This is a genomic window from Rhodobacter calidifons, from assembly GCF_011174775.1.
GTDB lineage: Bacteria > Pseudomonadota > Alphaproteobacteria > Rhodobacterales > Rhodobacteraceae > Tabrizicola > Tabrizicola calidifons.
Genome location: NZ_JAANHS010000004.1, coordinates 39598 through 51790, shown reverse-complemented (window position 1 = coordinate 51790; position 12193 = coordinate 39598). Strand labels below are relative to the sequence as shown.

14 protein-coding genes are annotated in these 12193 nt (G+C 68.6%); 6 read left to right on the top strand and 8 right to left on the bottom strand.

Annotation, left to right across the window (positions count from 1 at the left end; genetic code table 11):
* Positions 1 to 57: 57 nt before the first annotated feature.
* Both rpmI and rplT read left to right on the top strand, forming a co-directional pair.
* Positions 58 to 258 carry a 50S ribosomal protein L35 gene (gene rpmI / locus G8O29_RS06880; protein ID WP_135449392.1) on the top strand — a complete coding sequence of 67 codons (201 nt, stop codon included), beginning with the start codon at positions 58 to 60 and terminating at the stop codon, positions 256 to 258.
* Between the two features lie 12 nt (positions 259 to 270).
* A complete protein-coding gene (gene rplT, locus G8O29_RS06875; RefSeq protein WP_166402508.1) occupies positions 271 to 633 on the top strand; it encodes a 50S ribosomal protein L20 in 363 nt (120 codons plus the stop codon).
* 299 nt (positions 634 to 932) lie between these two features.
* On the opposite strand, the gene truB is transcribed toward rplT, so the two are convergent.
* From truB to rbfA, 3 genes are read right to left on the bottom strand one after another with little or no spacing between them, the layout of a single operon-like run.
* A complete protein-coding gene (gene truB, locus G8O29_RS06870) occupies positions 933 to 1835 on the bottom strand; it encodes a tRNA pseudouridine(55) synthase TruB (protein WP_166402507.1) in 903 nt (300 codons plus the stop codon).
* A 3-nt stretch (positions 1836 to 1838) separates the two neighbouring features.
* Entirely contained in the window at positions 1839 to 2561 is a 723-nt protein-coding gene (locus G8O29_RS06865; RefSeq protein WP_166402506.1) for a phosphodiester glycosidase family protein, read from the bottom strand.
* Complete coding sequence (gene rbfA / locus G8O29_RS06860; protein WP_166402505.1) at positions 2558 to 2986, bottom strand: 30S ribosome-binding factor RbfA; 429 nt, start codon at positions 2984 to 2986, stop codon at positions 2558 to 2560. Before rbfA ends, G8O29_RS06865 begins: the two co-directional genes overlap by 4 nt.
* Before the next feature lie 96 nt (positions 2987 to 3082).
* On the opposite strand from rbfA, the gene dapB reads away from it, so the two are divergent.
* From dapB to G8O29_RS06845, 3 genes are all read left to right on the top strand, one after another.
* Positions 3083 to 3889: a 4-hydroxy-tetrahydrodipicolinate reductase gene (gene dapB, locus G8O29_RS06855; RefSeq protein ID WP_166402504.1), complete on the top strand. Its 807-nt coding sequence runs from the start codon at positions 3083 to 3085 to the stop codon at positions 3887 to 3889.
* A gap of 62 nt (positions 3890 to 3951) precedes the next feature.
* Positions 3952 to 4314: a dihydrodipicolinate reductase gene (locus tag G8O29_RS06850; RefSeq protein ID WP_166402503.1), complete on the top strand. Its 363-nt coding sequence runs from the start codon at positions 3952 to 3954 to the stop codon at positions 4312 to 4314.
* A 155-nt stretch (positions 4315 to 4469) separates the two neighbouring features.
* The gene (locus G8O29_RS06845) at positions 4470 to 4877 is read left to right on the top strand and encodes a (R)-mandelonitrile lyase (protein WP_166402502.1); all 408 of its coding nucleotides are present in this window, start codon (positions 4470 to 4472) and stop codon (positions 4875 to 4877) included.
* A 410-nt stretch (positions 4878 to 5287) separates the two neighbouring features.
* On the opposite strand, the gene G8O29_RS06840 is transcribed toward G8O29_RS06845, so the two are convergent.
* Positions 5288 to 5458: a DUF1674 domain-containing protein gene (locus tag G8O29_RS06840; protein WP_242678954.1), complete on the bottom strand. Its 171-nt coding sequence runs from the start codon at positions 5456 to 5458 to the stop codon at positions 5288 to 5290.
* 70 nt (positions 5459 to 5528) lie between these two features.
* On the opposite strand from G8O29_RS06840, the gene G8O29_RS06835 reads away from it, so the two are divergent.
* Positions 5529 to 6761, top strand: a complete 1233-nt coding sequence (locus G8O29_RS06835) for an RsmB/NOP family class I SAM-dependent RNA methyltransferase (RefSeq protein WP_166402500.1) — start codon at positions 5529 to 5531, stop codon at positions 6759 to 6761.
* A gap of 136 nt (positions 6762 to 6897) precedes the next feature.
* On the opposite strand, the gene G8O29_RS06830 is transcribed toward G8O29_RS06835, so the two are convergent.
* From G8O29_RS06830 to dapE, 4 genes are all read right to left on the bottom strand, one after another.
* Positions 6898 to 8160 (bottom strand): lytic murein transglycosylase, encoded by a 1263-nt coding sequence (locus G8O29_RS06830; protein ID WP_166402499.1) that lies wholly within the window; start codon positions 8158 to 8160, stop codon positions 6898 to 6900.
* Positions 8157 to 10388 carry a ribonuclease R gene (gene rnr / locus G8O29_RS06825; RefSeq protein ID WP_166402498.1) on the bottom strand — a complete coding sequence of 744 codons (2232 nt, stop codon included), beginning with the start codon at positions 10386 to 10388 and terminating at the stop codon, positions 8157 to 8159. Before rnr ends, G8O29_RS06830 begins: the two co-directional genes overlap by 4 nt.
* A 151-nt stretch (positions 10389 to 10539) precedes the next feature.
* Positions 10540 to 10956: a GNAT family N-acetyltransferase gene (locus G8O29_RS06820; protein ID WP_166402713.1), complete on the bottom strand. Its 417-nt coding sequence runs from the start codon at positions 10954 to 10956 to the stop codon at positions 10540 to 10542.
* Positions 10957 to 10970: 14 nt separating this feature from the next.
* Complete coding sequence (dapE, locus tag G8O29_RS06815) at positions 10971 to 12122, bottom strand: succinyl-diaminopimelate desuccinylase (RefSeq protein ID WP_166402497.1); 1152 nt, start codon at positions 12120 to 12122, stop codon at positions 10971 to 10973.
* Positions 12123 to 12193 lie beyond the last annotated feature (71 nt).

The window sequence follows — 12193 nt, the reverse complement described above, 5'->3', positions numbered from 1 at the left end:
CCCGCACGGCCGGCCAGAGTGGCATGCCGAGTCGTGCCTGAAACCACGGAGATGGAAATGCCCAAGATGAAGACCAAGTCGGCGGCGAAGAAGCGCTTCAGCTTCACGGCCACCGGTCGGGTGAAGGCCGGTGTCGCCGGCAAGCGCCACGGCATGATCAAGCGCACCCCGAAATTCGTCCGCGACGCGACCGGCACCATGCTGCTCTGCGACAGCGATGCGAAGATCGTCAAGAAATACATGCCCTACGACCGGTAAGGAGAGCCCCAGATGTCCCGCGTCAAGTCCGGCAAGGTCACGCATGCCCGTCACCGCAAGGTGATCGCGCAGGCGAAAGGCTACTACGCCGCCCGCTCCACGAATTTCCGCACCGCCACGCAGGCCGTTGACAAGGCCAACCAGTATGCGACCCGCGACCGCAAGGTCCGCAAGCGGCAGTTCCGCGCGCTGTGGATCCAGCGGATCAACGCCGCCGTCCGTCTGTTCGACGCCGAGATGACCTATTCGCGTCTCATCAACGGCCTGACCAAGGCCGGGATCGAGGTTGACCGCAAGGTCCTCGCCGACCTCGCCGTGCACGAGCCCGAGGCGTTCAACGCCATTGCCGGCCGGGCCAAGGCCGCTCTGGCCTGATCGGTCGGATCCTTCCGAATATGGAAAGGCCCCGCCCTGCAGCGGGGCCTTTTCCTTTCCCGTCCCGGGCCTGACCCGGGACCTCCCCTGCCACCCGCAGGCCCCGGATCAGGTCCGGGGCGCGCGCACGGGGGGGCTCAGCGCAGGCCAGGGCCGCGCTGGACCGACCGGTCCGATCATCCGCACAAGGCAAAGACCAGGGGCGACGCGGGGCCTTTCCAGGTGCCGTCCCGGGCCTGACCCGGGACCTCCTCTGCCACCCGGAGGCCCCGGATCAGGTCCGGGGCGCGCGCAGCCGTTCAGCGGTTGAACACCCGGGAGGGGTGCAACTCTCCGCCCCGGTAGTGCCCCACGGCTACCGCCTGCCCATTCAGGCTCGCCCAGCCCTCCGTGCCCCAGTCCGCGTGGCCGATCACCTGGCCGGGGTTGCCGTTGCGCAACCGCACCGCACCTTCGGGCGTCGCGTTGAACTCCGGCAGGTCCTGCAAGCCCAGCTCCAGCGGCAACAACCGCGCATCCAGGGCTTCGGTCCTGGCCTCGGTCTCCACCGTCTCCAGCGTCACAGCCTGATCCGCGTCGAACGGCCCCGACCATTCCCGCCGCAGCCATTCCACATGCCCCAGGCACCCCAGCGCCGCCCCAAGGTCCCGCGCGATGGACCGCACATAGCCGCCCTTGCCGCAGACCATCTCCAGATCGACGTGATCCGCATCCGGGCGGCCCAGCATGACCAGCCTTTCCACCCACAAGGGCCGCGCGGCAAGGTCCATCACCTCGCCCTCGCGCGCCAGGTCATAGGCCCGCTCGCCCTCCACCTTCACCGCCGAATACTGCGGCGGGACCTGCATGATGTCGCCCCGGAACGCCGCCAGCGCCGCCTCGATCTGCGCATCCGTGGGCCGCAGCGCCGAGGTCGCGATCACCGCGCCCGAGGCGTCATCGGTCTCCGTTGCCGCGCCCAGAACCACCCGGAACCGGTAGCACTTCAACGCATCGGTGACATAGGGGATCGTCTTCGTCGCCTCGCCCAGCGCCACCGCCAGCACGCCGGTCGCATCCGGGTCCAGCGTCCCGGCATGGCCGGCCTTCGCGGCCTCCAGCGCCCATTTCACCTTGTTCACCACCGCCGTCGAGGTCACCCCCGCCGGCTTGTCCACGATCAGCCAGCCGCTGACTGCCCGCCCCTTCCTCGCACGCCCCATGCGTCAGCCTTTCGGAACCACGGTGCCGACGATCGGCCCCATCGGAAAGCCGCCGTCATGCCGGCCAAGCCCGGGCGCGTAAAGCCGCGAGATGTTGCCGTCGAAATACAGCGCATCCGGCAGGCCAAGCGCATCCCGGAAGAACCGCGCGAAGGCGTGGAAGTTCACCGCATCGTTGGAAATCGCAAAGACCGCCCTGCGCCCATCCTCGCTGACGCCCACGCCGTTGCGGACATAGCGGCTGTCGCTTCCCGCCAGAAACCTCGGATGCAGCCTGCCCTTGATGACCAGCATCGGACCGGACTGGGTGGCATGGCGGCAGGCGGGCCTTTCCTTCTTGAAGGCGCGGCTCTCGATCACCCGGAACCCCTCGCCGATACAGAACACCCCGTTCGGCAACAGACCGAAATTCCCCGGCCCGTCGCTGGTGACGATCCTTGACAGCTCGACCCCGTCCTCGACGTAAAGTCCCACGGGCGACAGGTCGCGGTGATACATGCCCGCATTCATCGCAAAACCCAGCGCCTTGCCCTCGGCGGCCAGCGCCTCATCGACCTTGCGGAAGCTGCCATAGGCACCCTCCGGCCCGGAATGGAACAGCCGCAGATCCTCGCCCGCCGCCACCTCGCAGACCGTATAGGACGCACCCTCGAAGCTCGTGTCCCGGCAGTCCGCCGCTCCTGCCGCCACCGGCGCCAGCAGAAGAACCGCCGCCAGCCACCTCATTCCGCACCGTCCGCGGGGTCAGGATCGGGCGCGCCAAGATCGCGCTGCACCGCGGGATCGGCAAACAGCCGCCGCGTCTCGTCCAGCCGGTCGAAGGTCTCGTCGGGCCTGAACCGCAGGTCGGGCGCGTATTTCAGCGTCAGCTGCGCCGCCACCAGATGCCGCAGCTCGGCCTTGTTGCGCGCCAGCGCGGTGATCGCCGCCTCCACAGGGACCGACCCCATCAGCGGCATCACATAGACGGTCGCCACCTTCAGATCGGGCGAGCAGGACACCTCGCCCACCGTGATCGGCATGGCGTTCAGCTCCGGGTCGTGGATCTCGGCCCGGTTCAGCACATCCGACAGCGTGCGGCGGATCAGTTCGCCCACGCGCAACTGGCGTTGCGACGGGCCGGTCCCGGAGTTGAAGCGCTTGTTCCCCATGCAGCCCCTTTAGGCCCTTTCGCCCCCGCCCGCAACGCCGGGCTTCTCACGCCCGCGCGAACCGGCTAGACCGGGCGGCAAACGGGGGACGCACGGATGGATCAGCCGGGACTGGTGGTAACGGGGGCCTCGGGCCGCATGGGGCAGACGCTGATCCGGCTGGCCCAGGGCTCGGACAAGCTGCGCCTCGTGGCCTGTGTCGAACGTGCGGGCCATCCCTGGATCGGCCGCGACGTGGGCGAGGCGATGGGCGGCGCCCCAATCGGGGTCAAGGTCACCGACGACGCGCTCGAGGCCTTCGCCAAGGCGCAGGCCGTGATCGACTTCACCGCCCCCGCCGCCACGGTCGAATTTGCCGCGCTCGCCGCCCAGGCCCGCGCGGTCCATGTCATCGGCACCACGGGCCTTGAACCCCAGCACCTGGCCAGGATCGAGGCCGCCGCCCGCCACGCCACCATCATCCGCGCCGGGAACATGTCGCTTGGCGTGAACCTGCTGGTGCGTCTGACGAAGAAGGTCGCCGCCGCGCTGGACGCCGACTGGGACGTCGAGATCGTCGAGGCCCACCACCGCATGAAGGTCGATGCCCCTTCCGGCACCGCTCTGATGCTGGGCCAGGCCGCCGCCGAAGGCCGGGGCATCAGCCTCGACGATGCCCGCGTCTCGGGGCGCGACGGCATCACCGGGGCGCGGGCCAGGGGCAGCATCGGCTTCTCCGCCATCCGCGGCGGCGACATCGTCGGCGAACACGACGTGATCTTCGCCGGCGAGGGCGAGCGGGTGATCCTGCGCCATGTCGCCACCGACCGCGCGATCTTCGCCCGGGGCGCGCTGCGCGCCGCAGTCTGGGGCCAGGGCCGGAAACCCGGCCAGTACGACATGACGGACGTGCTTGGCATCTGACCGGGTGATCCGCTATGCTTGCGGCAGCGTAGGACTCGCATCATGTGTCATCGGGGGGTGTCATGCTGCGTCTGGCTGCAATGATGCTTGTGCTGTCGGTCCCGGTCACGGCCGCAGCAAACGATTTCGAGCCGGTGAAGGAAAAGGACCGATTCCTGACCCTGGTCAAGGACCGCACCCTGCGCATCGGCCTTTACAACCTGTCGATCAAGGTCCTGCCCGACGGCCGCATCGACGGCTCGGCGCTCGGCTGGAAGATCACCGGCAACTGGTCCTGGAAGGACGGCTACTTCTGCCGCGAGATGGATTGGAGCGGGATGCCCATCCGCTACAACTGTCAGTTGGTCGAGGCGCAGGGGGCCGAAAAACTCCGTTTCACCGTCGATCAGGGCAGGGGCGACAGCGCGACCTTCCGCCTGCGCTAGGGGGCCGCTCGTCGTCTCCTTCCTCGCCCCTCGCTGTGCCCCGCCCGGCCTCAGTCAAGCGACGAGAAGCCGAAGGCACAAGAGGAGCGGCCCGGTTGGCGTGATCCTGCCTCCAATCCCTGCTCCGCTCCCGCCTTACCCACCGGAAGACGCCGATGAAGATCACCCCCGCAGGCCACGCCCCCTCCCGCCCCGGTCCGCCCGATTGGTTCACCGGCCGAGTGCGGCTCGACCCCCTGTTCAACCCCGATGCCCCCGACCGGGTGCAGGGCGTGCATGTCACCTTCGACCCCGGCGCCCGCACAGCCTGGCATACGCATCCCCTCGGCCAGACCCTGATCGTCACCGCAGGCCTCGGCCTCTGCCAGTCGGACGGCGGCCCCATCCGCCTGATCCGCCCCGGAGACGTCGTGACCTTTGCCCCCGGCGAACGCCACTGGCACGGCGCCACCCCAACCAACGGCATGTCCCATATCGCGATCCACGAGGTCCAAGACGGCCGCAGCACCGACTGGATGGAACCCGTCAGCGACGCCGAGTACCTCGTCGAACCGCAAGAGTGACCGGACCGGCCATCTCCTCCGGCACGCCAAACACCCTTGCCCCGCATTCAGCGCTCTCACGGCCCCGTGACGTCGCAGCATCCCGGTCAGGACCTACCCCGCTCAGCTCCTTGCCCATGTCCCAAATACTCCCGCCGGAGGCACTCGCCCTGGCTGATGCGCCCAGATGCTGCAAACGGGGCTGGGTCCCAAAAATCACGCCATCCTGCGACCTGCACGAGAAGCGGGGCCGTCGCAAACCCCTTGGCATGTCTGAAACCAAGCGCAGTCATGCACCGCCGCCAATACTTTCCACATCCCTGATGCCCACAGCCAAGCCATTGAAATCCTGGATTGCAACAAACTGACCACGCGTGGGCAGCTACGAAAAGCCGATGGCGCGACGCAAGAGCCGCCCCGCAGGCAACCCCTCAGAAATCGATCGCCAGCCCCTTCTTCTCCCAGTCGCCATAGCGCACCGGCTCCGGCCCGTCCCGGCCCCCCAGCTCTTTCGGCAGGGGCGCCTTCAGGGCCGCCGCCTTCCGCCGTTCCTCTGCCTCGGCCAGCGCTCGCTTCGCCGCGGGTGGCAGATCGTCGTCCATGACTGACCCCTTCCTTGTATGGCCCTCCATCCTGATATAGGCCCCTCTGCGAACCAGCAAGGGGACCGGAATGGCTGAAGGCCTCACTGCGCGCGCCACAGCCGTCGCAATCCTCGACGGCGTCCTCGGCGAAGGCCGGATGCTGTCGGACTTCTCCGGCGGCCACCTCGCCCCCGCCGACCGCGCCCGCGCGCTGCGCCTGGCCGAAACCACCCTCCGCCACCTGGAACCTGCGGACAGGCTTCTCGACAAACACCTTCGCAAGTCCCCGCCGCTCACCGTCCGCAACACACTTCGCCTCGCCCTCGTCGAACGCGCTGAAGGCGCCCCCGCCCACGGCACGGTGAACGCCGCGGTCGAGATCACCCGCCAGGGCGGCAAACGCACCGCCCACCTCACCGGCCTCGTCAACGCCGTCCTCCGCGCGCTGCCCGACGACCTCACCCTTGAAACCCAGAAACTCCCCCGCTGGCTCCGCCAACCCCTTGTCCACGCTTTCGGCCGCGACGCCGTCACCGCCATCGAGACCGTCCACGCCCAGGAACCCCCGCTCGACCTCACCCTGCGACCAGGCTTCCCCCACCCGGACGGAGACCTCCTGCCCACCGGCAGCCTCCGCCTCCGCAACCCCGGCCAGCTCTCCACCCTCCCCGGCTATGCCGAGGGCGGCTGGTGGGTCCAGGACGCCGCCGCCGCGCTTCCCGTCAAACTCCTGCAACCCCAACCCGGCGAGCGCATCCTCGACCTCTGTGCCGCGCCGGGAGGCAAGACCCTGCAACTCGCGGCAAGCGGGGCCCAGGTCACCGCGCTCGACATCTCCGCCCCCCGCATGGCCCGCCTCCAGGCCAACCTCGCCCGCACCAACCTCCCCGCCACCCTCATCACTGCTGATGCCCTCCACTGGCAACCCGACGCCCCCTTCGACGCCATCCTCCTCGACGCCCCCTGTTCCGCCACCGGCACGATCCGCCGCCACCCGGACCTCCCCTTTGTCAAGGACGGCTCCGAACTCCCCAACCTCACCACGCTGCAAGCCCAACTCCTCGACCGCGCCCTCGGCTGGCTGAAACCCCAGGGCCGCCTCGTCTTTTCCACCTGCTCGCTCCTGCCCGAGGAAGGCGAGGCCCAACTCGCCGCCGCCCTCACCCGCCACCCGAGCCTGACCGTCGAACGCCCTGACCTCCCGGGCATCGACCCCGCCTGGTGGACCCCTGACAACGCCCTCCGCCTCCGCCCCGACCATTGGGCCGACCGGGGTGGCATGGACGGTTTCTTCATGGCTCGTCTGCAAAGGCCCATCTGACACCGGTCTTGCCCATGTCCAAATACTCTCGGGGGTTTGGGGGCGAAGCGCCCCAACGACCGAGGAGGAGGCGCAGCCCGACGACGAGACAAAAGCCTCGCGCGTCAGCGCTCCATTCCGTTCCCGCGCGAAGACATCAGCGCAACAGGTCCAGCACCTCCAGCGAGGGATAGCCATCCGGCACCAGCCCCCGCGCCTTCTGGAAGGCCTTCACCGCGGCCACAGTCTTCGGCCCCATCCGCCCGTCCACGCCCCCGGCATCGAACCCGGCCTTCGTCAGCAAATCCTGCAACTCCCGCCGCTCTGCCAAAGTCAGCGCCCGCAACTCGCGCGGCCAGCCATGCTGGATCGCCGGCCCCCCGCGCAGCCGGTCCGACAGCGACCCGATCGCCACCACATAGGCATCCGCCGTGTTGTAGCGCTCGATCACCTGGAAATTCGGCCAGATCAGGAAGGCCGCCCCCCGATGCCCCCCCGGCAACAGGATCGACCCCGGCCCATGGTCCGGCAGATCCGCCCCGAACACCGTCCGCACCCCCATCACCTGCCACTCCGCCACCGGCTTCACCACCCGCTCCGTCGTCTGGTCGTAGTCAAAGCCTTCGGGCAAGCGCACTTCCACGCCCCAGGGCTGGCCCTTCACCCACCTCCAATGCCGCAGGTAATTCGCCGTCGAGGCCAGCGCGTCCCCCGGATCCTCCCCCCAAAGGTTCCGCTTCCCGTCCCCGTCGAAATCGACCGCGAACTTCTCCCAGGACGACGGCATGAACTGAGTATGCCCGCTCGCCCCCGCCCAGGAGCCCACGAACCGCTCCACATGCCCGCCCTCGACGATCCGCAGCGCAGCAATCAATTCCGCCTCGAAGAACGCCCCCCGCCGCCCTTCATAGGCCAGCGTCGCGAGCGACCCCAGCACCGGCAGATCGCCCCGATAGGTCCCATAGGCGCTCTCCAGCCCCCAGACCGCCGCGACGACTTCCTTTTCCACCCCATACTCGGCCTCGATGCGTTCCAGCAGATCGCGGTTTTTCGCAATTGCCTTCAGCCCCAGGGCCACCCGGTCCTCGGACACGGCGGTGTCCAGATAATCCCAGATCGTCTTGGTGAACTCGTTCTGGTTCCGGTCACGCTCCACGACCTTGGGGTTGAACTCCACCCCCCGCAGCGCCGCATCGAAGGTCGCCGCCGACACCCCCGCCGCCAGCGCCCGAGGCCGGAAGTCCTGCACCCATGCGTCCAGCCCGGCCTGAGACCCCATCACATCCTCCTCCCCCGCCACCGGATCGGGCAGGATCGTCTGCGCCACCGCCAGGCCAGGAACCGCGCCAGTCCCAAGCGCCGCCAAAATCCTTCGAAGGATTTTGCAAAACTTTTCGAAAAGTTTTGCCCCGCCCCTCATCTGCGCTTCCGCACCAATCGCCGCTTCGCCGCCGCCTGCGCAGGCTTCCGGGGGCTGTATTTCCCCCCCGACCGCCGCGACGGCCGCATCGCCGCCCCCTCGACCGACAGAAGCTCCAGGATCAGCCCGCCTGTCACCGGCGCCGCCTCGGCCAGCCGCACCATGACCTTCTGCCCGATCCCCAGCACCATCCCGGTCTCCGACCCCCTCAGCGTCTGGCTGCCCTCGTCGTAGTTGAAATACTCCCGCCCCAGCGCCCGCACCGGGATCAGCCCGTCCGCCCCGGTCTCGTCCAGCCGCACGAAGACCCCGAACCGCTGCACCCCGGAAATCCGCCCGGCAAACTCCGCCCCCACCCGGTCGGCAAGATAGGCCGCCAGATAGCGGTCATTGGTATCCCGCTCTGCCGCCATGCTCCGCCGCTCGGCCTCCGAGATCAGCTTGCCCGTCTCCTCCAGGTTCTGCTCGTCCCAGGCCGACAACCCGTCCTTCCCCCAGCCATGCGCCGAGATCAGCGCCCGATGCACGATCAGGTCGGAATACCGCCGGATGGGCGAGGTGAAATGCGCATAATTCCGCAGCGCCAGCCCGAAATGCCCGAAATTCTCCGGGTGGTAGTAGGCCTGCGTCATCGACCGCAGCGTGGACAGGTTGATAAGCTCATCGAACTCCGTCCCCTCCGCCTGCGCCAGAAGCCGGTTCAGGTGCCTCGTCTGCAACACCTGCCCCTTGGCCAGGGTCAGCCCCGCACCCTCTGCCACTTCGCGCAAGCCTTCCAGCTTCAGCGGCGAGGGCTCCTCATGCACCCGGAACAGCAAGGGCCGCTTCAGCCGGATCAACTCCTCCGCCGCCGCGACATTGGCGAGGATCATCATCTCTTCGATCAGCTTGTGCGCCTCCAGCCGCTCCTTGAAGGCGACCGACACCACCCGGCCATCCTCCCCCAGCTCGATCTTGCGCTCCGGCAGCTCCAGATCCAGCGGCTGCCGCTGCTCCCGCGCCTGTTTCAGCGCCGCATAGGCGGCATACAGCGGCTTCAGCACCCAATCGACCAGCGGCGCGGTCTTCTCATCCGGCGCCCCGTCCACCGCCGCCTGCACCTGTGCGTAATGCAGGGACGCCACCGACCGCATCATCCCGCGAACGAAGCGATGGCTCCGCTTGTGGCCGTCCTTGTCGATCACCATCCGCACCGCGATGCAGGCCCGGTCCACGCCCTCGTGCAGGCTGCACAGGTCCCCCGACAGGATGTCCGGCAGCATCGGCACCACCCGGTCGGGGAAATAGGTCGAATTCCCCCGCCGCCGCGCCTCGCGGTCCAGCGCCGAGCCCGGAGTCACGAAATGCGCCACATCGGCAATCGCCACCCAGATCACGAACCCGCCCGGATTGCCCGGATCGCGATCCGCCTCGGCATAGACCGCGTCATCCCGATCCCGCGCGTCGACCGGATCGATGGTAACCAGCGGCAGATCACGCAAGTCCTCGCGCCCCATCATGCCCACCGGCTCGGCCCGGTCCGCCTCGGCAATCACCGCATCCGGGAACACATCCGGGATGCCATGCTGATGGATGGCGATCAAAGACGCCGCCCGCGGCCCCGCCGGATCGCCCAGCCGCGCCACCACCCGCGCCGCGGGCAGCCCCAGCCGTCGCCCGCCCACCGCCTCGGCCTCGACCAGCTCGCCATCCCTGGCCCCCCCGGTCATGTCCGACGCCACCCGCCATTCCCGGTCCGAGCCCTTCTCGATGGGCAGGATCCGCCCGCCTTCGGCGCCCTGCCGGAACACCCCCAGCACCTTCGCCGGGTTCGACCCCAGCTTGCGGATCAGCCGCGCCTCATAGTCGCGATCCTCGGCCTCGACCTTCGCCAGCCGCGCCAGAATCCGGTCCCCGGCCCCCAGCGCCGGATCGCCCTTCTGCGCAACGATCAGGATGCGCGGCCCCTCCGCCACGCCTTCCTCAAGCGGCCGGGCAAACAGATCCCCCGCCGCATCCGGGGCAAGCACCTGCAACACCGCCACCGGCGGCAAGACCCCCGGCGCGCGGAAGCGGCGCCCGGATTTCTCCACCACCCCCTCGCCCTCCAGCTCGCGCAGCAAGGCCTTCAACGCGATCCGCGCATCGCCCTTGATGCCAAAGGCCTTGGCAATGTCGCGCTTGGCCGCAAGGCCGGGGTTTTCGGAAATCCACTGACGGATTTCATCCTTGGAGGGCAAAGGTTTCATGCCCGCCTAGCTAGCACGCCCCATCCTCAAAGACTACCCGACCCCCATTTGCCCATGTCACAAATACTCATCTTCACGCCGAGGAGGAGGCGCAAGCCCGACGACGAGACAAAGAACTTGCGCCGCAGGCGCTCCGCCTGAAAACCGCCGGTCACAAGGCGCGGCGCATGTGGCGATGCGGAATGCCGGCGTCCAGGAACTCCTCGCCCTCCACCGCAAAGCCCAGCTTCTCGTAGAACCCGACCGCATGGCTCTGCGAACCAAGATAGGCCTCGGTCACCCCCGGCTGGCCCCGCAGCACGTCCAGCGCCGCGCGGATCAGCGCCGCGCCAAGGCCCGAGCCGCGCACTTCCGGCAGCACACAGACCCGGCCGATCTTTCCGACCGCGCCCTTGACCAGCAGCCGCGCCGTGCCCACCGGGCAGTCCCCGTCCCAGGCCAGCAGATGGATCGCGCGGCCATCCAGCCCGTCCACCTCATCGGCCTCCGACACCCCCTGCTCGTCGATGAAGACCACCTTCCGCAGCGCCTGGCAGGTCGGGATGTCGTCGGTGACCTCGATCTTCATCGTCTCGGCAAGGCTCATGCGAAATACTCTCGCAGGATGCGACCGTAGATCGCCTTCAGCTGGTGGATATGCGCCACCTCCACCCGCTCATCGACCTGATGCATCGTCTTGCCGACCAAACCGAACTCGATCACCGGGCAATGGTCCTTCACGAACCGCGCATCCGACGTCCCGCCGCTGGTCGAGGCCACCGGCTTCTTCCCCGTCTCCGCCTGCACCGCGCGCGCGACCAGCGCCGACAATTCGCCCGGGGGCGTCAGGAAGGCCTCGCCCGAGACGCTGATCTGCAACCCGATCTCGCAGCCCGTGGCCTCGGCCATGGCTTCCGCCTCGTGCCGCAGCCAGGCCGACAGCGTGTCGCCCGAATGGGTGTCGTTGAACCGGATGTTCACCACCGCCGTCGCCTGCGCCGGAATCACGTTCGACGCCGGATTACCGCAGTCGATCGTGGTGATCGCCAGCGTCGAGGGGTCGAAATGCGGCGTCCCCCGGTCCAGCGGTTCCGCGTCCAGCTTCGCCAGCAGCTTCACCAGCGCCGACAGCGGGTTCTTCGCCCGGTGCGGATAGGCGCTATGCCCCTGCACCCCCGTCACCGTGATCCGCGCCGTCAGACTGCCGCGACGGCCGATCTTCATCATCTCGCCCATCTGGTTCGGGCAGGTGGGTTCGCCCACCAGGCAATGCGTCATCCGCTCGCCGTTGAAGGCCATCCAGTCCAGGATCGCCACCGTGCCGTCCTTGCCTTCGCCTTCCTCGTCGCCGGTGATCGCCAGGATCACCGCACCGTTCGGAGGCGTCTCCCGCACGAAATCCACCGCCGCCGCGACAAAGGCCGCCACGCCCGACTTCATGTCGCAGGCGCCCCGGCCATACATCACGCCGTCCTTCACCTCGGCCCCGAACGGATCGAACCGCCAGGCCGCCCGGTCGCCCACCGGCACCACGTCCGTGTGCCCGTTGAAGCCGAAGGCCCGGTTCGCCCCCTGCTTGCCCCAGCGCGCGTAAAGATTGGCGATCCCGCCCCGGTCTACCCGCGTGCAGGTGAACCCGGCCTCGCCCAGAACCTCGGCCAGCAGGGCAATCGCTCCCCCCTCGGCCGGAGTGACCGAAGGGCAGCGGATCAGCTTGGCGGTCAGCTCGACCGGGTCCACGGGTTCGAAGGGCATCTGTCAGGTCCAGATTGGGGCGCGCAGGATCCCTAGCCGCTTGGCCCGGGGCCTGCAACCAGAAGGCGGTC